Genomic DNA, 20,858 nt, shown 5'->3' with positions numbered 1-20,858 from the left:
AACGGGGTAACGTGAGAAAAAGGGGGTGGTTCGTCGACCTCATCCCTCGTACCGTTCAAAGCCACCGGGGTGGCCTGAATGCGACGGGAGGTCGATCCGTGTCACACCCGAGGCGTTGATCGCACCTCTATGTGCGATGCGCGCCTGCGCACGGACTCGACGAGAGGGAAGTACGACCAATGACCGCTGGGTCGAGCAGCACCGTCCTCCGGCCGTCCATACCGCCCGCCCCCGCCCCGGCGCGCGCCCGGGTGAAGTGGACGAGGGGACGCAAGGCGCTGTTCGGCGCGATCGGGGCGGGGTCGCTCGCGATCGCGACGGCCGGCTTCGTCGGCTCCTACACGGCGGTGCGAGCCCTGGCCGAGGAGAAAGGTTTCGGCTCTTTCGCCCCGGCGTTCCCCCTGGCTGTCGACCTGGGGATCGCGGTCCTGCTCGCCCTGGACCTGGCCCTCACCTCGGTCAACCTGAAGTACCCCCTGCTGCGGTACATAGCCTGGCTGCTCACCGCGGCGACCATCTTCTTCAACGCGGCGTCCTCCTGGCCCGACGTTCTCGGCTCCGCGATGCACGGGACCATCCCGGTCCTGTTCATCGCCGTCACCGAAGCGATGCGCAACGCGATCGCGAAGGCGACGGACCTCGAACTCGACCAGCACATGGACTCCATCCGGCTGTCCCGCTGGTTCCTGCAGCCGGTAGCGACCTTCTCCATCTGGCGGGACATGAAGCTCTGGGAGATCCGGTCGTACGCCCTGGCTCTGGAGCGCTACCAGGAGAAGATGCTGCTGCGGCAGGACATGAGGGCGAAGTACGGACGGGGCTGGCGGCGGAAGGCTACCTCCGCCGAGCTGCGGCCGCTGCGTCAGGCCCGGCTCGGCATCGCGATCGACCGGAGCACGGTCGACATCACGGCACCGGCTGAGCGGCAGCTTGACGAGGTGCCCGCCCCGGCTGCGGTTGAAGCGGCGCCACCGGTCCCGCCCGCTGTGGAGGCGCCCGCGACGGCCCCGCCGGTGAACGTGCCTGCTGCGGTTCCTCCGATGAATGTGCCCGCCGCGGCCCCACCAGTGAATGTGCCCGCTGCCGTCCCGGCCCTTGCCGTCCTTCCCGCGACGGCTCCGCCGGTGAACGTGCCCCTTGCCGTCCCGCCCGCGACGGCTCCCGTCCCGGCCGCCCCGTCGGCCGCCGCGCCTGCAGTCCCGTTGCCCGGCGACCCGCAGGGGGCCGTGGGGCACGCCCCGGCGGGCGCGCCTGAGGAGTCCGGTGTCGGCCAGGAGCAGGTGCCGGATCCCGAGTCGGAAGGCGGACTGGAGCAGGGGGAGGCCCCGTCCGCTCCGGAGCCGGAGGGCAGCCCGGCCCCGGAGTCGGGTGAGTCGAAGGACGAGGACGGCGATGAGGAGGATGACGAGGCGGCCGACACCGGAGTGGAGGAGCCCAAGGTCAACCTTGGCGTCGCCCCGCCCGGTGAGACGAAGGTCCAGCGTGCCGAGCGGATCTACCTGGCACATCAGGAGGCGGGGGTGGAGCTGACCAAGCCCAACCTCGCCCGGTGGGCCGGCTACCAGCAGGAGGGCTCGGGCCGCACCCAGTACAACAAGCTGGAGAAGAAGCACGGGCCCATCGTGGTCCGTGAGGGAGCCGACCAGCTGGACCTGGACTGGCGGGACCCGGCGGCGTCTGACGAGGAACTTCAGCCAGCCCGGCAGGTGCTCTGACTCCCCGGGGTGAAGCGAGTGTCGGCCGCTGTCTACGGGCTGGGGAGGTCGTGGGTTCGGAAACGGAGGTAGCCAGGTCGTACGGGTGGGCTTCCGGGTGTTTGTCCGTTCAGCGAGGGAGCATGCTCCTCAGGCGCGCGAGCCTCTTGCCGGTGTCGACCTTGCGGGCGGGGAGGTGGCTCTGCTGCCAATAGAGGATCTGTTCGGAGACCTTCGCCCAGGCGGCGTGTTCGGGAAGGCCGGCCTGCTCGACCAGCGTGCGCACCTCGACAGCGCAGCGCAGGGCGTCACGGCCGCGGCCGTCTCGGAGAGCTGCACGTGCCCTCTCCACCAGGCCGGCTCCCTCGTCTCCGGCGCGTCGCTGCGCGGTGACCACGACGGGCATGACCTTGTCGAGGAGTTCGGTGAGCAGTTCATCGGACCACATACCCCAGCGGATGCGCGTCATGAGGCGGCCGATCATGAGGAAACCGGCCACGACGAGAACTCCGTGGCTGAGGCCCACCCACGGGGACCGGTTCTGGAGCAGTCCGTAGTACTCATAGAGCGCTGGCAGGGTCGCACCGAGCGAGAAGCCGAGGACACCCCACACGACCTTTTCGACCACTCCGGCCGAGCGCATGAACCCCAGTCCCTTACCGCCGGCGGCCCGGGCGATGGCCACGGCGGCACAGGTGATGGCGCTGAGGGCCCCGACGGTGACAGCAAAGCTCAGCAGGACCACGAGACTTCCCCCTTCTGCGCCCGGAGACTCGGGACGGTGTTGCCCGCACGGCCAGCCGGGCGGCGGCAGTCTATCCGCGCACGCCGACACGATCATCGCACTGGCCGTGACGGTGCCGTTGCCTGGGATTCCCGGGCTGTGGGCCCTCGGACAGACCTGGGCGGCGCGGCGTGCAGACGCAGTGCCAGAGTGCGGCGTGCCGCTGCTGTGCGGCAGTTGGGGCCCTACGGTGCGGACAGTCAGCGCAACAGGGCGGTGGCGTCGTCCAGGCGCTCGCGCAGCGCCGCCACGGTGTGGGCCAGGTCGTCCTGCTCGGCCCGGAGCCTGGCGAGGGCCTGCCGCTCGGCGTGGCTGCGGTCCGCGGCCCGGGCGTGCGCGGCGGCACGGCGCAGGAGAGTGATGTCGGGCCGCTGGGTGTAGCGGGCGGCCAGGGCGCGGACCACGGCCCACCAGCGGTGGTTGGTGGCCACCGGGACAGGCTGGGAGGCGGTGGGGTCGGCCCGGGAGGCGCGGGGGAGCGTGGGTGGGAAGGACGGGGTGATGGGCGTCGTGCTGGCGTGGTCCCAGCCCCCGCGCAGCCGGATGCCGTTGACGACCGGCTCGTCGCTGCGGTCGTCGGCGCCGCCGGTGCCGTACTGCACGCTGACGCCGGTGGGCACGGGTTCGGTGCTGTACAGGTACGGGCCGACGACGACGCTGCCGGCCAGCCGAGGCCCGTCGACTCGGTAAGTGACGGTGCCGGGCGGCTGGTCGACCGCGGTCTCCCGCACCAGCGCCGCGCCGAGCGCCTGGCCGCGCTCGTCGGTGTAGACGAGCCGCGTGACGCCAGCCGGTGGATCGGGTGGCGGCGGGGGAGCGGCGGCCAGCTCGTCCAGGCGCAGCAGGCGGTCCTGGCTCAGGCGCAGCTGTTCTCGGACGGCGTGGAGGTCGGCTTCGGCTGCGGCCAGGGCGGTGCGGGCCGCGCGGACGGCGGTGGGGGCCGCGCGGCGCGCGGCGGTCAGCACCAGGTCGCTGCGGTCGTCACGGGTCTGCCAGTGCTGGAGGACGGCCACGACGGCTTCCTCCAGGAGGTCCGCCGCGCGGTCCGGTACCCGCCTGGTCGCGTGGTGCTCGCCGAGGACGACGGCTTCCACGAGGACGGCGCGGGGGGCCGGGAGGCGGTCGCGGGCGAGGCAGGTCGCGGTTCCGTGCACGCGCACGCGGTGGACGACCGGCTCGTCCGGGCGCGGCCGGAACGGGCGCACTGGTGGTTCGCCGTCGCCGAAGCTGACCCGTACGCCAGACGGAAGGAGTTCGTCGGCGACGATGTGCGGGTGGACCAGGAGGACTCCGCGAAGGTGGCGGGTGTGGACGGCGTAGCGCGCGGTTCCGGTCTGCGGGGAGGCGGTGGCCGACACGGACAGGACGCCGCCGCGGGGGAGGGGGAGCGTGATCTCTTCGGGCTCGGCCGGGGGAGGCACAGGTGAACTCCGGGAGGGGTCGGGGTCGGGGCCGTGGCCGGAAGCGGCACGGGCCCCGGATCGGGGGTAAGGCTCAGGGCCGAGGCGGTGTTCGCCGTCGGCGAGGTCCTGGGCGGCTTCGCGGAGCCATTCGCGCTTCTCGCGGGCGCGTTCGGTCCCGTGGTCCAGTTCCTTGGGGTTGTGTCCGGGGCAGCAGTAGTCCCGGCGCTTTCCCCGACGGGTCATCATGACGGCCATGGTCATGCCTCATTGGGGTGGGTGAGGGCTGGCGGGCCCAATCGGGAGGGAGATTGCAACAATACATGAACTCGCAGAGTTAAGAAACTAACTTGAAGGTGGGGGGCGTCCACTGCTGGAAAAGCATGTCCCGACTCGCTCAGTCGTTCAGCGTCTCGCCCGACCATTCAGTGAGTTGTTCGGTAGAGACGGACTTTGATGTGTCGCGGGCCACCCGTGGCGTCCCTCTGAAATCGACGGTGAGCACACTGACCCCCGGCCAAGGGCCGCACCGCAGTTGCCTGCGCCCCTCGAAGTAGCCGGCTTCAGGCCCAATCGCCCTTGCGCCGCGGGTCGGCACTTCTCAGAGGCTCATCCATGCGGGGTCCGTACCGGTATCGCTGGACCTCTCGGATGCCGAAGCCGATCTCTTCCTTGACGGGGTCACGCGGAGGAGGGACCAGGTTGAGTTCCGCAATCTCCAGCGTGCTCTCGACCCGGCGGACCAAGTCGAGTTCCGCATCCTGCGCGAACCCGGCTGGGCGGGCAGTCAACTCCAGGAACGCCTGGCCGGTCGTGGTCATGGTGAGCTTGAGAAGGGGTTCGGGGCCTTCAATTGAGAGTCCGTCTTCTTCCAGGGCCCGACAGATCATTTCGGTGAGGGATTCCAGGCCAAGGATGCGCTGGACAACGTCTCGGTCGTAGGCGCCGACGGCTCGGTCGGCAATCACGTTGCCGCTGATGCCCGCCTTCCAGTCGGCGCGCATCGCCGCAACCAGGCGTTCACGGGCGTCCAGATAGGCAGCTACCGCAGGGCCCGTCCGATCAATTGACTCGGTCACAGCGGACACTCCTCCAAGCTCCGATTACGGCTCCCGGGCCCCAGCCCTCTGCGCACTGAAGCTTAGTGTGAGCCAGGTGGCCGAACTCGGCCGCCGACCCGAATGTTCAGTGCCCCGGTCAGAGCCAGTGCCTACTGAACGACGGGATGAGACTGGACAAAGCAGTGCGTAGCGCCAGGCGCGATGCCGTAGAGTGATGGCACACCGACGCGGGGTGGAGCAGCTCGGTAGCTCGCTGGGCTCATAACCCAGAGGTCGCAGGTTCAAATCCTGTCCCCGCTACTTTCCAGTGGCCCCGGCGCATCCCCCCGCGCCGGGGCCACTGCCGTTGCCCGGCGGGATGGGCGAGACCGCCGCCCGGGCGGCAAGCGGCCGAGGTGTCACGGGCCGCAGCCCGCGGGCCTTCACAATGGTGGGCGTGGACGACGGCGCGGGCGAGTACCAGAACAGGGCGACAGCCCTTGCCCCAGGTGCCGTGGCACTGCTCGTTCCTCCCGTCCCAGCCCCCAGCCCCCGGCAGCGGCGGCAACCTCCGGCCTCCGCCGCTCCGGCCGGTACGCCCGCTTCCGCCGGCACCGGCGGCTCGGCTTGGCCGTCCGCCCGCCGTCCGCCGCGCAGCCGGGTCCGACACGGGCAGCCGTCCTGCGCCGACTACGGCTGCACCCGACCCGGCTGCCTGGCCGCCGCACGCAAGGCGCGCCGTGAGCGCGACGAAGAACGCGCGGCCGGCCGCCGCGGCCGAGTGGAGGCCGGCCCCGCTGCCCGGCACGCCGCCGCCCTGCGCGAGCACGGCATGTCCGCGCAGGACATCGCCGACGTCTCCGGCGTCTCCGTGACCTTGATCCGCCGCCTCCTCAAGCCGCCGCCACTCCACCCTCCTCAGGTCTCTCAGGTCACCGCCGGCGCAGTGTTGGGCGTGCCCCTCCCTTCGAACGAGCGCCCAACTCCGCTGGCCGGCCGCGGCCAGGTCGAGGCGGCCCCCGCCTCCGTCCTGCTCACCGAGCTCGGCGAACGAGGCTGGCCGGCCCGCCGTCTCGCCCAAGGGCTGTGCGTCAACCCGCATACCGTCGCCGCCATCCGCGACGGCAACTACGTCCGTATCAGCATCTCCGTCGACCAGCGCATCCGCGCCCTGCATGCCGCGCTGCTGCCCCTCGACCCCGTCGCCGCCGGAGTGCGCCCCGGCGACGCCGCCCGGGTCCGCACCTGGGCGGCACGCCGCCGGGAGACGCGGCCTGCACCGCACCCCGGCCTGCGCGCGGCCTGACCAGCAAGCACCACCGCGGCCGGCAGGCCGCGCGCGGCGTCCGGTGCCGGACCGGGCATCACCCCCACCAGGCCAGCGCACACCCGTTGATGACCAGGTGCACGGTGTTGTCGGCCGCGATCACCAGGGCGTTCGCCAGACCAGCCGGGGTGGTGACGGATGAGCCGTGGTTTCTCTGTACATCCGCCCACGCCACCCGGCGGCCGGCGGGAGCGATCAGGTTCCGGGCCCACACGAGGTACTTCGCCGCCCGGTAGCGATCGAGGACGACATGCGTCACCACGATCACCGCGAGCGCAATCGGCGACTGCGTGAGCAGCAGGAACGGCAGGCCGTAGGTGGCACCGTGCGCGACCGCCGGCCACCAGCGCCTGGTCTTCTCCACCGCCATCCAATCCGACTGCAGGACGAAGTCCCCGATCAGGTGAGCCAGCAAGGCGTCGAGCAGCATCAGTCGGCCACCGCCATGACCTGCCCGAGGTGCCGGCGGGACGGACGAGGCGGGTATGCCGGCGCCGTGGGGCCCCGGTGCACGCCGGTGGGCGTGGCGGCGCGGCCGCGCGCGGGCAGGAGGGGAATCCAGGCATGGTTCAACTGTGCCTCCAGGAGGTGTTGTTGACTGCGCATCAGCGTGGCAAAGAAGACGTTCGTGGCGTCTGCCGTTTCCGCTCACGCCTGCGGGCTCATCTGTGGTACCGCGCGCATATATGGGTGTTCGTCAGGCAGAGGTCGGCCGAGAAATTCGTGAGTTGTCGGGGAACCGGAGCAGGAGCGTGGTAGCCGGACTGTGTCCGACCTAGATCGCGGTGTTCTGCCCGATAGCGGCCTCAAGGCCACCCGAACGCTGAGAAGCTGGCCGGCATGAGCACCGATGCGATGCGGGACGGCTACTTCCACGGCCGGGTCGAAGAGGCCCCGCCGATGCCCGCCAAGGCGTCCGCGATGACGTTCTCCCTGGACGGGACCACGCCGCTCGTCGGCCTGGCGGTACAGAGCCCGCCGCTGGAGGTCATGGGCCGCGACGGATCCCACATGGGATCGCTCGAACTACTCCAGCTGACAGGCTTCGTGATCCTGGACGCCGACCTGGACGCAGCACTCGCAGCAGGACAGGGCTGGACCGTGACGTGCGACCCCCGGACGGGGCAGACCGACGTACGTACAGCCGACGGCGAGCTCTTCTCCTCCGTGATGATTCCCCTCCTGGCAGGGGACGAAGGGGTCCGGTGGCAGGCCGAAGCGCTGATTCAAGGCGCCCTGCCCGTGATCACCGGGCCCGGCGTCACCGTGGACCTGGCCACTGGGGGAGTCGAGATGGACCCCGACCAGACGCTCTGGCTGTTCGCGGACTTCAAGACCGACGGGGCAGCGAGCAAAGGCGCCTGAACTGGTGGCCGCCGCCTGTGCGCCGTGCCGGCAACCCGGCGCACGACGACCAGCCGACCGGCCATGGGCCGAGGCCGCGGTGCGGTACCGATATTCGGTGCCGTGCCGCGGCCGCCGTCCTCGCGCGCGTCAGGCCAGCACCGTCAGGTCGAGGTCGACGCTGACTGTGCCCCGACCTGCGCCATCACAGGTGCCGCGGGCGCGGGCGCGCCGCCGGCAGCAGAGCCCCGATGGCCAGACTGCTCACCACCCAGGCGCCGACCCCGGCCGCGAGGGCGCCCGCGACCGGCCCGTGGACCGCGGAGGCGGTCAGCGCGCAGCCCACGGCACCGCTGAGCAGCCCGGCGGTGGAGGCGAGTTCGGCCTCCGGGCCGCCTCGGCGCAGCACCTGCTCGACCAGGGCCCGGACGCCGGCCGCTCCCGCCACGAGCACCGGCCCGGTCACCGTTGCGACCAGTACCGCCACCCACCAGGCCAGCGTGCTCCACCCCAGCAGCACCACCATCGTGACCGCGGCGATCAGCATCGCGGCGAACACCCCGACGACGCTGCCCTGCCCGTCCTGCTGGCCGTGGACGGCCTCGTGCCGTTCCTCCAGGTGCGAGCCGGCCGCGACGCAGCCGCCGGCCACCAGCCCCAGCACGGTGCTCACCGGGCCGGGGAGGGCGGTGAACATCGCCAGCTGGCCGCCGACCAGGACACCGGTCAGCGCTCCGGCTCGCCACGGCGCCGACCTCCTGGGTCCGGCGGCCGCGCGGCCGGAGTCCGTGGAGACCTTCCTGACGACAGGCCGCCGGGCTTCGGCCGCGCGCACCGTCGGCAGCCGGTCCACGGGCGCCACGACGGTGCCGACCGGCACGGTGACCAGTGCGGTGGAGACGCTCAGGGGCGTTGCCCGAAGGCGCCGGGCGACCTCCGCCGCGTCCGCGGGCCGCCGCTGCGGGTCCTTGTTCAGCAGCTGCGCCACCAGGAGCTCGAGTTCGGTGGGCACCTCGGGCCGGTGGGAGCGAACCGGGGCCGGGGCCTGGTGCAGGTGCTGGGCCAGCACCGGCCACCCGCCGCCGGGGAACGGCGGCGCGCCGGTCAGCAGCTCGTACAGCAGGCACCCCAGCGAGTACAGGTCGCTGCGGGCGTCGATCACCGCATCGGCGCGGGCCTGCTCCGGGGACATGTACGACGGGGTGCCGATCACCGCTCCGGTCCCGGTGAGGGGATGGCCGACGGCGTCGGCACGGCGGGCGATCCCGAAGTCGGCGATCTTCACCCGCCCGTCGGCGGTGACCAGGATGTTCGCGGGCTTGATGTCGCGGTGCACGAGGCCGGCGGCGTGGGCGGCCTGTAGGCCGTGGCAGATCTGCTGCCCCCAGGCCACGGCGTCGCCGACCGCCGGCAGGCCTCCGGCCAGGAGCTGGCTGAGTGGCTGCCCGTCGACCAGTTCCATCACCAGGTAGATGATCCGGCGTCCGGCCACCGGGGTCTCGCCGACGTCGTGGACGGCCACGACGTGCGGATCGCTCAGGGCGGCTGCGGCCCGGGCCTCATCCTCCAGGCGCCGGACCAGCTCGTCGTCTTCGGGGTGCAGGAGAACCTTGATCGCGACCTGGCGGCCGAGCCGCTCGTCCACGGCCCGCCAGACCTCGCCCATCCCGCCGGTGCCGAGGAGGTCGACCAGCCGGTACCGGCCCGCCACTGTGGTGCCGCGCATGACGCCCTCCTCCCGGCCGGCCCCGCAGGGCGGTCCGCGCTGCGCCGGCCCTGTGCCGGCGTCGGGGCGAGCCTACGAAAACAGCTCCGGGGCCTGGCCCGGCCAGGAGTCGACACCCGGGGGATACGGTGATGACAGCAGCGCCGCCCCCTCGCCGTGGTGCTGGATCAAGGCAGCGAGCTCCGGGCCGAGGAATCCGGAGACCCACGCCAGATGAACGACGAAACACGGCTCCTCGCCGAAGGCCACCATCGCGGTCACCGCGCCGCACCGAACGAAGGAACCTGCCGTGCCCCAGCGCGACGACCGGAAGGGTCAGGGAGAGCCGATCGACGAGGTCTCACGGCTTCTGGCGTCGGTCTCCGAGCCGATGAACCCCATGATCCTCCTGGACGGCCCGCCGCTCTCCGGCATCTCGCGGTCCATGTACGAGGGCCTGCAGCGCACCCTCCCGCAGGCTCGGCTCGCCCAGTTCACGGCCCGCGACCTCGCCCGGACTACCGCACAACCCGGCTTCGTCAGCCAGTTCAGCGGCGGTGATCGGTACGTCCTGTGGCTCGACGGCCTCACCCCGGCCGACCTCGTGCTGCTGGGCAGCGGGGTGCTGGACAAGATCCTCCCGCACGCCATGGTGCTGGCCAGCGTGGACACCGCCTGGCGCGACCGCCTCCTCGCGGACACCTCACCCGCCACCGCCCCCGCACGGACGGTGCTGCTGGAGTACGCGCACTGCATCAAGGTGCCCTTCGCCCTGACCGCCCGCGAGCGCAACTACCTCCGGGAGAAGGGCTACCCCGTCAGCAAAGGCATCGCCGAGTCCCTCGTCGGCGGCGAGAACCTGGTCAGGCACTACCACCGGGCTGCCCGCAGTACCCCCGACGGGCACCTCCTCGTCCAGGCGGCCATCGACGTACGACGCTGCGGCATCCACCGCCCCCTCACCGAGGACGAGCTGTACCGCCTCTGGTGCTCGCGGACAGACCACGACAACTCCCGGCCCCTGTTCGAGCGGGCACTCCACTGGGCCTCCACCGTCCCCGACGGCTCCTCCACCGGGCTGCTCTACCGCGCCGCAGGCGGCACGTCGCCCCGCTGGCGGGTACTCGCGTACGCGGCGGGCGCCGACGACGGAAACCACGGGCACAAGACCCGTCCGCTCGGTGCCCGGGAGTGGAACGAGGTCGCGCAGCAGCTGCCGGAATCCGGTGACCAGTACGACCTCGGCATCGCCGCCCACCTCCACGGCCGCAGCGACACGGCGATCACCGCCCTCACACAGGCCGCCCGGGCCGCAGACGCGGGCCACCCGGCGGCAGAGGCGGCGGAGACCGCTCTGCACCACCTCCGATCCGCAACCGGATGAGCCCACGACCAGGACGGCACCGGCCGACCGCCCGGAGAACCGGCACCGTCGCGGAGAGACGACACCACACGTTCGGGCAAGGCCCGCGTATGCCAGGCCGCCCTGACCTAGCCTGGTGATCCTCCGGACTTCAGGGGCGATCATGCATGAACCACAGCCGCGCCGGGCCGAGCCGGCCGGCGCCGGCCAGCGCCACCGCACCCTGACCGTGGGCTTCTTCGGCACCTCGATCATGGAGCACCTGGAGGCCTTCAACACGCAGATGGCCAACCAGGCCGCTCTTCCCGCAGTCGGCTCCACGGTCACCGTCGAAGGATGGCGCCGGCGCGGCTGGGTCCACCGCCTTGCCCTGTCCCTGCGCGCCACCTGGCCCCAGGTCGGCTTCGAGATCCGCAACCACGGGCAGGGCGGCGCCACGAGCCGCACCGTCGCCGGCATCGTCGAACGCGACCTGGCCACCGGCGCCGACTACGACCTCGTCTTCCTCGGCGTCGGCATCAACGACGTGTGGCGGCGCTTCCAAGGCCGACTGCCGGAGGCGGTCGACCTCGACGAGTACACCCAGCACCTCAAAGCGATGCTCGACGGCCTCGGCCGCTCCGCCCGCACGACCATCGTCATGTCCGAGACGCCGTTCGGTCCCCTCGAGAACCCCGGCACCGTGGCCGCGATGAACGCCGAACTCACCCGCTACAACGAGGCCGCCCGCGCGGCCGCCGTCACCAGCGGGGCATTGTTCCTGGACGTCTGGGCCCCCTTCGCCGGCGCCCGGCACCTCCAACCCGCCGACGGCGACGACCCGACCGGGCTGTGGAGCGATGGGGTGCACCTGACCGAGCTGGGCGACACCCTGCTGCTCCAGCAGGCCGAACGGCTCCTCGCCGAGCACCGGATCATCGACAGGCTCCTCGACCCCCCGCTCCTGGACCGCGACACCTGATAGGCCGCCGTTCACCCGGCATCGGCCCGGGCAGCACGCCGTGGACCGGAAGGGTGACGATGGCTTCGTCCCGCTCGGCGGCCGGGGCCGCCGTCGGGTCAGGTGGCGATCTTGCGGTGCCGGCCGGTCCCCGGCCCCAGCGGGTTGAACCCGGGCACCGGCACCGCGACGGCCACGTCGAGCGCGGACACGGCGCGGCATCCGGCGGCGTAGTCGTCGGCCACGGACACGGGCTGCCAACTGTGCCCGTCCCACTCCTCGACGACCCGGGGCGTCTGCGGATCGACGTGGGAGCCCCGGCCCGGGCCCGCTTGCAGACTGGCGATGCGGCGCTCACCGACCGGCCGGCGCTTCGCCTCCCGGCGCGCGTACCAGGCGCTCAACGGCTCCTCGTCGTCTGGCATCCCTGCTCCCAACGTCGCTCGCTTCACCCGGACCGAAGCCACGGACCCTACCCAAGACCCACATCGGCTGGCCATCGAGCACCTGTTCCCCGGTCAGTCCACGGGCGCCAACACTGGTGCCACGGAGCCCTGTTCGCCCGACGTGCTGTCGGAAAGCGCCACCGGTCGAGCCGGGTACCGTGGAGCTCGCATCTCGTCAGATTCCGGGAGCCGGTGTGCCAATCCTTGTCGGTTCGCGGGGCAGCGACCTCGCCCGTACCCAGGTCCGCCAGTACCTGGAGCTGCTCGCCCCGCTCTGCCCCGGCGTCGAGTTCAAGCGCCGGGTGATCACGGAGGCGGGCGACCGCGACCGCGTCTCGCTACTTGCCGATGTCGCCGGCCGCAGCGCGGGAAGTGCGTTCTCCAGCCGCTTGGAGGCGGCCCTGGCCGCCGGTGAGATCGACGTCGCGGTCCACTCCCTGAAGGACCTGCCGACCAGCATGCCGGACGGCCTCGCGCTGCTGGCCCCGCCGGGGCGGGAGGCGGTGGAAGACGCCTTGTGCGGTTCGACGCTGGCCCAGCTGCCGCGCGGGGCCCGGGTCGGCACCGGAGCCCCCCGCCGGGCCGCGCTGCTGCGGGCGGCGCGACCGGACCTGGAGCTGGTCCCGATCCGGGGCAATGTCCCCGGCCGGCTGGCGGCGCTGAAGGGCAAGAACCGGGTGCACGCCGTGGTCCTCGCGGTCGCGGGCCTGCGACGGCTGAACCTGGAGGACCACATCACCGAGGTGCTGCCGCTGGACCGCTTCCCCGCCTCGCCCGGCCAGGGCGCCCTGGGCATCCAGATCCGCAGCGACCAGCAGGAGTTGCGGACCCTGCTGGAACGGGCAGGCGACCATGCGGTCCACGCGGCGGTGCGGGCCGAGCGGAGCATGCTCGCCGAACTCCACGGCGGCTGCAGCGTCCCGGTGGGCGCCTACGTGACCCAGGAGCCGGGAGCCCGACTGCGCCTCACCGGGCAGGTCGTGTCCCTCGACGGAGCCGTCCGGCTCACCGCGGCCTCCACCGGCCCGGCCGACGACCCGGAGAAGCTCGGCGCAGCGGTCGCACACGAGCTCCTCGACCAGGGAGCGCGGGACATCCTCGCGGTGATCCGCCCTGCGGCCGCCGGCGCACGGTAGGCCGCCGACGGGCAGACCACCGCGGTCCGGCGCGACGCCGGGACGCTGCTCTGGCGGGGCATGTGCGCGGGGCGGTCTCAGAAGGCCGTGCGGATGTCGCTGCGCGGGTCCCCGGTCACCAGCCGGTCCTCGTAGAGCCCGTCCTGGGCCAGGCGGCGCCAGGGCCGGGCGTACCGCAGGGCCACGTCGATGTCCGGGTCGGCCGAGTCGAGGTCGATGTCAGCGACCGCCAGAGCGGGTTGCCCATCGGCGGGGCACTGCGCCAGCCACCGGCCGCCGGGCGCCACGATCCCGGACGGCACCGTGGTGCTGAACTGGCTCGGGACGGAGTAGCCGAGCCAGTAGTTGTACAGCGTCCCGTAAGCCTGGGCGACCCGGGCCCGCGGCGCGTCGTCGACCATCACGGACAGCAGGACACAGTCGACGTCCAGACGCTCGTACTCGGCGAAGAGCGGCGGGAAGTTCGCTTCGACGCACAGGGCGCAGCCGATCCGGATGCCGTCCACCTCGAAGACGAGAGGCTCGCGCCCCGGGGTGTACAGGTAGGAGACCTCGGTGATCGACAGGAACCGCTTGTCATACCGCGCGACCAGCTCGCCGCGGTCGGAGACGACGAAGAGACTGTTATGGGGTCGGTTCGGCGGTGTGAGCGGGTGGAGCGACCCGAACGCCGTCCACAGCCGCAGATCCCCCGCCAGCGCGGCGATCGCCTCGGCCTCCTCGCGCAGGACGCCCCAGGCGGCACGGCTCCAGTCGGCCGGGACCAGCTTCCCGTCCGGGCCGGCCGCCATCACGTGCTTGCTCGGATAGGTGATCGCCCCCTCGGGGAACTGCACCAGCCGCGCACCCGCCTCAGCGGCCTCGGCCATCAGGGCCCGGATCTCCTGCCCCGCCGCCCGCAGCGCGCCGTGGTCGGTGGGGTCCTCCGGAACGGTGCTCTGCGCGACGGCCAGCCGCAATGTCCTCGCCATGGCGTGGAAGCTACGGGATCCGCACCGCCACGGTCCGAAGCTCCGGTCGAACCGGCCGGATCCGCGCAGGTTGTGTCCGGTTCGCCGACCGCGCGCGGCGCACCGGCGTGCGCCGGCCCCTGCCGTCGCGGCAGAGGAGGCCGATCTGGCGCTGCGCCTGGTCGCGGCCCGCGCGGCCGGTGATCAGGTCATGAACCCGGCACCCGCCCCCGGTCACCCGGCGCTGGACCCGGCGTCGGCGTGCTCAGCCGCGGCCGACTGCCGCCGCGGCATCGTGGTGACGAACACCGCGAGGGCCGCGAGCGCGATCAGGGCGACCAGCACGGTGGACGCGGTGCCGTGCGGACGGATCACCCACGCCGCGATCAAGGCGACGGCGGCGCTGGGCAGGCCGAAGACGAGCGCCCAGCGCTGCCACCTCGCCGCCTGCGAACGCCCTTGAGCGGGAGAGGTGTTCTCGGACGGACTGGGCACAGCTGTCTCCTGTCGGACGAGCGACAACCCCGAATCTACGGCGCGGGGCGGCCGCTGCGGAATCACTCGAAAGCGTGACATCGGCAGAGCGACAGTAGCGGTCTCGCGCTGCTTCTCCGTAGGTTCTGCGGGCGGTGCATCGCCTACGCTGGTCGGTCGCCGGGGGGAACCGGCAGGAGCGGGAAGAGGAAGAGGGGGGCGGCCGTGGGGGAGACGGATATCGACTGGGGGCGGGCTGCCTGCCGGGGCGTGGATCCCGATGAGCTGTTCGTCGAGGGCGCCGCGCAGAACAGGGCCAAAAGTCTGTGCGTCGGATGCCCCATCCGCACCGAATGCCTGGCCGACGCGCTCGACCGACGGGTCGAGTTCGGCATCTGGGGCGGCATGACCGAGCGGGAGCGGCGCGCCCTGCTCAAGCGCCGCCCCACGGTCGTGTCGTGGCGGCGCCTGCTGGAGGCCGCTCGGGCCGAACACGCGCAGCGCGGTGACGCGGAACGGCTGACACTCGCCGGCTGAGGCCCTTGCGGCCTGCATCCGCGCCCGGACGAACGCTCGGTGACGAAAGATCACCGCCGGACGACGGAGAACGCCGTGCTGCTCGACCGGCCCGCCCGGCTCCCGCCGGCACCCGGATGTACCGCGATCCCGTCACGCGCAGCCGCGCGGCGGCGCTGCCATCCTGGACCGATGGAGTCCGTTGAGTCCGCCCTCGCCCGCCTCTGGCCGACCGTCCTTCGTACCGACCGCACCGTCCTGCGTCCGGTCACGGCCCAGGACGCGCCGGTCGTGCGGGCCTTGTTGACCGACGCCCGGGTCCGTGCCTTCCTGGGCGGCCCGGCCAGCGAGACGCGCGTGACGACCCGGCAACGCGAGTACCCGACCACGCCCGGCATGTGGGCGGTGGCTCCCGTCGCCGGGGGCGAGGCGATCGGCCTGGTCAGCATCACCGCGGACAGCCGGTGCACGGACAGGGCCGAGATCTCCTACCAGCTGCTGCCGTCGGCCTGGGGCCGGGGCCTCGGGCGCGAGGCCGTGGGCGCCGCCGTCGGCTGGTGGAGCGCGGCGGTGCCTGACGGCGGCCCGCTCATCGCCGTCACCCAGGAGCGCAACGCTGGCTCGCGCCGCCTGTTGGAGTCGCTGGGCATGACCGTGCTCGACACGCTCCTCGAGTTCGGCGAATCCCAGTGCCTCTACACCCCGGGCGACGAGGACACCATGCTGCGCTGGGCGCGGGTGCTGGACGCGCGCCGCGAGGAAGCCGAGCGCCGGCGGGGAGCCGAAGCGCGCGCGACCGCCGTCGGCCGCACGCTGCCGGACGATCTGTCCGCCCTCACCCCTGAGCGACTGGCCCGGCTCTGCCCCGCCCGGCACGGCGCCCATGGACGTATCTGCGCCCAGGTGAAGGCCCACGTCCCGGACCTTCACCTCGGCCGCGCCGCCGACGGCGCGTGGATCGCCTGGTCGGGCAGCGACGAGCAGTAGTCACACCACTTCGGACGGCCGAGCCGAGGGCGCGCACCGGTCGCAGGGCTTCTCAGAACTCGTCGCTGCGCATCGGTACGAGCTCGGCGACCTCGAACAGGTCCGTCTCGGGATGCAACTCCCAGAACCGGCTGAGGACCTGGGCGTGCGCCTGGTCCGCGAACAACCGCTGCGCGACATCGTCGTCGGTCAGCGACTGCATGGCCATGTGGGCGGCGGCGTGGAGGGCGTCCTGCTCGCTGGGGTAGGACCAGGTGCTCAGCGTGCGTCGCCGTTCACTGCGATGCAGCAGGACCCACTGGCCGCCCGGCTCGCCGGCGGGAGCGTCGAGCAGCGTCCGGCAGGTGCGGCACCAGTCGGCGTTGGCGGCCACCCGCTGCTCCGGGCGGATGTAGGTCAACGGCTTCTGCCGCCGCCGCGGCGCGGCAGCCGGCGGGGAAGTGAGTGGCTTGGGGGCGCTGGTGAGCAGCGCGGGGACCAGGAACGCGGTCCGGCTCCGCGTCTTCTTGAAGGGGTGGTGCGGAGGCCGCCACAGGACCGGCGGCCACGCCTGGTCGAGCGAGCGGTGTTGGACGTAGATGGCGGGGTGACTGCCGTCCGCCAGGCTGCCGTTGTACGGGATCGTCTCCTCACCGGGCGGCAGCGGGAGCAGCCAGCCCTTGGAGTCCTTGAGCCACGGCTGGCCGCACCCGTCGCACCAGTGGACCGCTGCCGCCTGCTCGGCCGCGCTCTCGTACCAGTTCGTCTCCTCGCGACCCAGACCACCGCGCGTCATCGCGCCGGGCTCGGGACACGGGCACGCTCGGAACCGGAACAACTGCACGTCAGGCTGCTGATCCCGGGACGCGTCCAACCACCCCGGGTGAATTCCGAGCGCCTCGGCCAAGGCCCTGCGCTCGGGTTCAGCGGGGCGGGAGCGGTCCGCCGCCCAGTGCCCGAGCTGGTGCGCGCCGACGCCGATCGTGCGGCCCAGGCCGGCACCACTGTGCGCGCCCGCGTCCTGCAGCAGCCGCAGCCGGCGCGCCAGCGGCGACAGCTCCAGCAGAGTCCACACCGGATGCTTGTCGCGGTCGACGTAGCCCCAGTCGCCGTCGAAGAAGTCGTGGTGGTCGTTGTACGCGCTCGCGTGGTCCTGGAGGACCTCGGCCAGCCACCGGCGGACCGCGGCGTCGTCGGTCCACTGCGCGGCGGTCGCCTCCCGCACCGCAGCCTCGGTGTTCTCCGCCAGTACCAGTTCCTCGTGTGCCGGGAACAGCTGCTGCTCGATCACGAGCAGGACCCGGGCGGCGATGATCTGCCGCGCTGGTTCGGCGGCGGACCCGCTCAGCACACCAGACAGCACGTCGGCCGCCCGCACCACCGGCCGCTCCTGCTCCTTGCCCCAGCTGCCCACCGGCTTGCTCCCGTCCACCCGTCACCGCTGTCCCGTCCACCCGACATGATCCCGCTGCCCCCACCGGGGCGGGGCCGAACCGGGTGAATTCATCCCGACCGGGCAGATCCGTGCTCAACCGGTCGCCGGCGGTCCACATGACCGGCACCGCGACCACACCGGTACACGGATCGACCTGCGCCAACCCGCCGTAGGCACCCGAGACGAACCAGGCAACACCTACCCTGGGCCGATGCCCTCCTCCTCGACCATCCCTCCCGTGTACCAGGACGCCGAGAGCGACCACCCAGCTGTCGAGCAGTGGTGCTCCACCGTCCTGTCCGGCGACAGCGCCCGCCTGCTGCTCCTGGGAGCACACTCGTCCGGAAAGTCCCACACCGCCTACGCCGCGCTGCGCCGCCTCCTCGCGGCCGGGTACAGCAGCGAGAACATCACCGTCCACAAGTCCTTCGATCTGGGTCGGACCTACACGCCCTCCGTGATCGAGAACACCACCCCCGTCACGGTGCTCGACGACCTCACCCTCACTGTCGACCTCGCCCGCGAGTCCACGATGCCGAGGCCGCTGGACCCACCCGAGATCCAGGCGCAGATGGCCCTGGAAGCGGGGGCACTGGCCGACGCGGTCGCGCGACTGACCGTCATGCCCCGCCGTTCCTGGATCCTGGTCGCCACCACGATCGAGCGGCTCGTCGAGACGGTCGGCCGGGAGTCGGCCGACCGCATCCTCGCCGTGGCGGAGCAGGCCGAGCTGCCCCCGCGTCCCCGACCCAGCCAGGCGTGGTAAGCAGCTAGGGTCGGGAGACCAGCGAGGGGACGGGGGGACACAGGTGGGGGAGCGGCAGCCGTTCAAACTGCAGCAGGCCCGGGACAAGAACGGCGTCGTGGTCTCCGCCCGGCAGATCGGCGAGAAGCCCGAGCCGTTCACCCGCCCGCTGCGCTGCGCGTACTGCGAGCACGAGGTCACCGCCCAGCCCGAGCAGCCCCGCATCTCCACCAAGGGCAAGCCCTTCACCCGCGGCGCGCACTTCGCCCTGGCCAAGGAGAAGGAGAAGGGCCGCACCGCGGAGCATCTGCCGGGCTGCCCGCTGCGCACCGACCACACCGTGCACGCCATCGCTCGCCGATCGCACGGGTTGGCCGAGCTGCGGGCCGGCGGCCTCCAACTACGCCTGGTCCTCGCCGCCACCACCGACACCAAGACGCCGCTCCTGCCGCCGCCCGGAGCACCGCTCCTCGCCCCTGCGGCCGATCCGGTCAACCTCAGGATCCACTCCGTCGACCCGGTGCTTCCGCCTGCCGTCACCAGCGCCGCCCGGATCGCTCAGCTGCTGGCCATGTACGGCGACGACCCCGAGAACGTCGAGCACTTCACCGTCAAACACCCGGGCCTGCGCACCCCGGTGGCCTGGAACGACTTCTGCTTCGGACCCGACCCCGACCACCTGGCCCGCCTCTACCAGCAACTGGCCGCCGGCCTGATCCGCCACCCCGTAGCCGTCCTCGGCGAGGTCACCCAGGTCAAGACCACCGACAGCGCCACCTCCTGCAAGATCGCGGCCCGCGTGCCCACCGGCCTGCCAGGCCCTCTCGCCCATGCCGAGGTCTACCTGCGCGCCGACTCCCACCGTCGCCCACTCCTCGAACCCCTTGCCGAAGGCACCCGCGTGCTGGCCTTGGCCGCGCCGGACGTCGCGTGGAAGCTGTGGAAGCCGAACTCCAGCCGGATCGGTCACCAGGTGGTGCTCTGGCCCCAGGCCCACTGGCAGATCGCCTACTGGGACGTCGACGACGCCGGGCTGCCCACCCCGCCACGTTCACCCAACCCGCTGAACGACCCGATCCGGCCGCAGACCCGCACCCGCCCGGCCCCGGTCCGTCCGGCGCCGCCCCGCCGCACCGCCACCCCGCAGCGGCCCGCGCCGACTGCCTTCAAGGCCATGCCGCATCCGTCCGGCACGGTGGAGGCACCTGCACCCCTGCCGGCCGCCGCGGACGTACCCCAGCCCGCCGTTCCCGCCACCGAAACCGGTCGGGCGCCCTCAACCACAACGCCTCCGCCCGCCCCGGTGGAGCGGCCGGTCACCGCTCCCGCATCCGTGCCGACACCGGTCGACCCGCCGCGCAGGCCCGGCTTCTTCGCGCGCTGGCGCCGCCGCTGATCTGGCCCGCGCCGGAACACCCGGCGTCCTGGGGGAGATCGCCGGGGCGTACGGGAAGATGTGCGACGGGCGGGCAGCGGGCCGGGCGTGCGCTCGGACTGGCCGGATGCGTCGCCTCTCCTGCCCAGCTGGGCGGCTGCTCGGGGCCCTCGACCAGTGTCGGTGCCCGCGTGCATAGTTGTCCCAGGCCAACGGTGGCCCGGAACAGAGAGCGAGCAGGCGCATGACCATCCCGAGGCGTTCCCGTCAGCGCGTGGCCGCGGTGGTGGACCCGGGGCTTCCCACGTCGGTCGCTTCCACCGTTCACCGCCTCGCCCGTCAGCACCCCGAAGTGCTCCGGAACCCGGAGGGCCCGCTGCCCAGGTGGGCCGGCGTGGACCTCGCCGAGCTGGCCCGTGGAGTCAGGACGCAAGCGATCGTCGTGACAGGCGCGGCCGTCGTAGTTCCGCTCCTGGCGTGGATGCAGCGCGAGATGCAGCGGAACCTCGGCGGCGACATCATGTCGTCCGGCACCTTTCTGACCGTCATGATCGCGATGGTCGGCGCGGTGCTGGTCATCAACCTGCTGCGGGAATGGCGCCAGGCACACACCCCCGGAGGGCGGGCGACCGTCGCTCGGCAACTCGCCGAAGCCCGGGGCCGGTATCTGCTGAGGGGCACGGACCTGACCGACGACGCCTGGGCGGCTGTCGTACGGGCGCAGCGGGCGATGAACCTGGTGCTGGCATCAACGTGGCTGGTCTCACCGGTGGGGACGGTGGACCGCGACGCCTTCGCCCAGGGGATCTGGACGATGGCCCGGACGATGGCGAAGGGCGGGAGCGCGGCATCGGGGGAGACCTTCGCGGCTGCCGTCGAGGTGTACAGCCAGCGGATCGAGGAGGCCAACAAGATCGACATGGCCGAGCTGGAGGCCCGTACCCGCCCTCCGGCCGGTACCCGTTCCCCGGCTCTGGCCAAGGCGGTGGAGCGGGCCGACAGCGCAGGTGCCCACGCACTGGCGATGGCCCGGCTCTGACCCTTCACCGGCTCGACCTCACCGGGCCGGGCCGTCGGCCCACTCCGTGGAGGCGGTGTCCTCAGCCGATCCGCCGGTGGGCCCTCCACTCGTCGGCACCGACGCCATCCCTCCCGGGCCCGGTCAGCCTGGCAATGAGCGTGATCACGCGAGTTCCCCTGAACCGGCCCGGCGAGGAA

General features: G+C 72.4%; 21 protein-coding genes and 1 tRNA gene. 12 read left to right on the top strand and 10 right to left on the bottom strand.

Annotated features, from left to right (window positions below):
* Window positions 1-179: 179 nt before the first annotated feature.
* Complete coding sequence (locus IF30_RS43075) at window positions 180-1,715, top strand: DUF2637 domain-containing protein (RefSeq protein ID WP_051708942.1); 1,536 nt, start codon at window positions 180-182, stop codon at window positions 1,713-1,715.
* A 109-nt stretch (window positions 1,716-1,824) separates the two neighbouring features.
* On the opposite strand, the gene IF30_RS0100370 is transcribed toward IF30_RS43075, so the two are convergent.
* The 3 genes from IF30_RS0100370 to IF30_RS0100360 form a co-directional block, all read right to left on the bottom strand.
* On the bottom strand, window positions 1,825-2,439 hold the full coding sequence (locus IF30_RS0100370; protein WP_030230232.1) for a hypothetical protein: 615 nt from the start codon (window positions 2,437-2,439) through the stop codon (window positions 1,825-1,827).
* A 239-nt stretch (window positions 2,440-2,678) separates the two neighbouring features.
* Window positions 2,679-4,142, bottom strand: coding sequence for a hypothetical protein (locus tag IF30_RS0100365; RefSeq protein WP_030230230.1), 1,464 nt, complete (start codon window positions 4,140-4,142; stop codon window positions 2,679-2,681).
* A gap of 299 nt (window positions 4,143-4,441) precedes the next feature.
* Entirely contained in the window at window positions 4,442-4,957 is a 516-nt protein-coding gene (locus IF30_RS0100360) for a hypothetical protein (RefSeq protein WP_030230228.1), read from the bottom strand.
* A 208-nt stretch (window positions 4,958-5,165) separates the two neighbouring features.
* Here IF30_RS0100360 and IF30_RS0100355 point away from each other — a divergent pair.
* Together IF30_RS0100355 and IF30_RS47415 are read left to right on the top strand one after the other, a co-directional pair.
* A tRNA-Met gene (locus IF30_RS0100355) sits at window positions 5,166-5,239 on the top strand.
* A gap of 136 nt (window positions 5,240-5,375) precedes the next feature.
* Entirely contained in the window at window positions 5,376-6,224 is an 849-nt protein-coding gene (locus tag IF30_RS47415) for a hypothetical protein (RefSeq protein WP_158834593.1), read from the top strand.
* 58 nt (window positions 6,225-6,282) lie between these two features.
* Here the strand turns inward: IF30_RS47415 and IF30_RS0100345 are convergent, their stop codons facing one another.
* Window positions 6,283-6,675, bottom strand: a complete 393-nt coding sequence (locus IF30_RS0100345) for a DUF3307 domain-containing protein (RefSeq protein WP_030230225.1) — start codon at window positions 6,673-6,675, stop codon at window positions 6,283-6,285.
* Window positions 6,676-7,085: 410 nt separating this feature from the next.
* On the opposite strand from IF30_RS0100345, the gene IF30_RS0100340 reads away from it, so the two are divergent.
* The gene (locus tag IF30_RS0100340) at window positions 7,086-7,610 is read left to right on the top strand and encodes a hypothetical protein (protein ID WP_030230223.1); all 525 of its coding nucleotides are present in this window, start codon (window positions 7,086-7,088) and stop codon (window positions 7,608-7,610) included.
* A 184-nt stretch (window positions 7,611-7,794) separates the two neighbouring features.
* Here the strand turns inward: IF30_RS0100340 and IF30_RS43070 are convergent, their stop codons facing one another.
* Together IF30_RS43070 and IF30_RS0100330 are read right to left on the bottom strand one after the other, a co-directional pair.
* On the bottom strand, window positions 7,795-9,315 hold the full coding sequence (locus IF30_RS43070; protein ID WP_051708941.1) for a serine/threonine-protein kinase: 1,521 nt from the start codon (window positions 9,313-9,315) through the stop codon (window positions 7,795-7,797).
* A gap of 72 nt (window positions 9,316-9,387) precedes the next feature.
* Window positions 9,388-9,576, bottom strand: coding sequence for a hypothetical protein (locus tag IF30_RS0100330; protein ID WP_030230220.1), 189 nt, complete (start codon window positions 9,574-9,576; stop codon window positions 9,388-9,390).
* 28 nt (window positions 9,577-9,604) lie between these two features.
* On the opposite strand from IF30_RS0100330, the gene IF30_RS0100325 reads away from it, so the two are divergent.
* Entirely contained in the window at window positions 9,605-10,678 is a 1,074-nt protein-coding gene (locus IF30_RS0100325; RefSeq protein ID WP_030230218.1) for a hypothetical protein, read from the top strand.
* Window positions 10,679-10,820: 142 nt separating this feature from the next.
* Window positions 10,821-11,618, top strand: coding sequence for an SGNH/GDSL hydrolase family protein (locus IF30_RS0100320; protein WP_030230217.1), 798 nt, complete (start codon window positions 10,821-10,823; stop codon window positions 11,616-11,618).
* 98 nt (window positions 11,619-11,716) lie between these two features.
* Here IF30_RS0100320 and IF30_RS0100315 read toward each other — a convergent pair whose 3' ends face one another.
* Window positions 11,717-12,022 (bottom strand): DUF6087 family protein, encoded by a 306-nt coding sequence (locus IF30_RS0100315; RefSeq protein ID WP_030230215.1) that lies wholly within the window; start codon window positions 12,020-12,022, stop codon window positions 11,717-11,719.
* Window positions 12,023-12,237: 215 nt separating this feature from the next.
* Here IF30_RS0100315 and hemC point away from each other — a divergent pair, with 215 nt between their 5' ends.
* Complete coding sequence (hemC, locus tag IF30_RS0100310) at window positions 12,238-13,179, top strand: hydroxymethylbilane synthase (protein ID WP_030230213.1); 942 nt, start codon at window positions 12,238-12,240, stop codon at window positions 13,177-13,179.
* A gap of 77 nt (window positions 13,180-13,256) precedes the next feature.
* On the opposite strand, the gene IF30_RS0100305 is transcribed toward hemC, so the two are convergent.
* Both IF30_RS0100305 and IF30_RS0100300 read right to left on the bottom strand, forming a co-directional pair.
* Window positions 13,257-14,150 carry a carbon-nitrogen hydrolase family protein gene (locus IF30_RS0100305; protein WP_030230212.1) on the bottom strand — a complete coding sequence of 298 codons (894 nt, stop codon included), beginning with the start codon at window positions 14,148-14,150 and terminating at the stop codon, window positions 13,257-13,259.
* Window positions 14,151-14,363: 213 nt separating this feature from the next.
* Window positions 14,364-14,624 (bottom strand): hypothetical protein, encoded by a 261-nt coding sequence (locus IF30_RS0100300; RefSeq protein WP_030230209.1) that lies wholly within the window; start codon window positions 14,622-14,624, stop codon window positions 14,364-14,366.
* A gap of 204 nt (window positions 14,625-14,828) precedes the next feature.
* Between IF30_RS0100300 and IF30_RS0100295 the strand changes: the two genes are divergently transcribed.
* Together IF30_RS0100295 and IF30_RS43065 are read left to right on the top strand one after the other, a co-directional pair.
* Entirely contained in the window at window positions 14,829-15,140 is a 312-nt protein-coding gene (locus IF30_RS0100295) for a WhiB family transcriptional regulator (RefSeq protein ID WP_030230207.1), read from the top strand.
* Between the two features lie 171 nt (window positions 15,141-15,311).
* Window positions 15,312-16,106, top strand: a complete 795-nt coding sequence (locus IF30_RS43065) for a GNAT family N-acetyltransferase (protein WP_051708940.1) — start codon at window positions 15,312-15,314, stop codon at window positions 16,104-16,106.
* A 52-nt stretch (window positions 16,107-16,158) separates the two neighbouring features.
* Here IF30_RS43065 and IF30_RS0100285 read toward each other — a convergent pair whose 3' ends face one another.
* Entirely contained in the window at window positions 16,159-17,517 is a 1,359-nt protein-coding gene (locus tag IF30_RS0100285; protein ID WP_234322525.1) for an XRE family transcriptional regulator, read from the bottom strand.
* 214 nt (window positions 17,518-17,731) lie between these two features.
* Between IF30_RS0100285 and IF30_RS0100280 the strand changes: the two genes are divergently transcribed.
* The 3 genes from IF30_RS0100280 to IF30_RS0100270 all read left to right on the top strand — a co-directional run bounded on the left by IF30_RS0100280 (window position 17,732) and on the right by IF30_RS0100270 (window position 20,679).
* On the top strand, window positions 17,732-18,286 hold the full coding sequence (locus IF30_RS0100280; RefSeq protein WP_030230198.1) for a hypothetical protein: 555 nt from the start codon (window positions 17,732-17,734) through the stop codon (window positions 18,284-18,286).
* A 43-nt stretch (window positions 18,287-18,329) separates the two neighbouring features.
* Window positions 18,330-19,661 (top strand): hypothetical protein, encoded by a 1,332-nt coding sequence (locus IF30_RS48950; RefSeq protein ID WP_030230196.1) that lies wholly within the window; start codon window positions 18,330-18,332, stop codon window positions 19,659-19,661.
* A gap of 460 nt (window positions 19,662-20,121) precedes the next feature.
* Window positions 20,122-20,679: a hypothetical protein gene (locus IF30_RS0100270; protein ID WP_158834590.1), complete on the top strand. Its 558-nt coding sequence runs from the start codon at window positions 20,122-20,124 to the stop codon at window positions 20,677-20,679.
* Window positions 20,680-20,858: the final 179 nt, after the last annotated feature.

Source organism: Streptomyces sp. NRRL S-350 (assembly GCF_000719705.1).
Taxonomy (GTDB): Bacteria; Actinomycetota; Actinomycetes; order Streptomycetales; family Streptomycetaceae; genus Kitasatospora.
The sequence above is the reverse complement of the archived record's forward strand: the minus strand, read 5'-3'. Positions and strand labels throughout refer to the sequence as shown.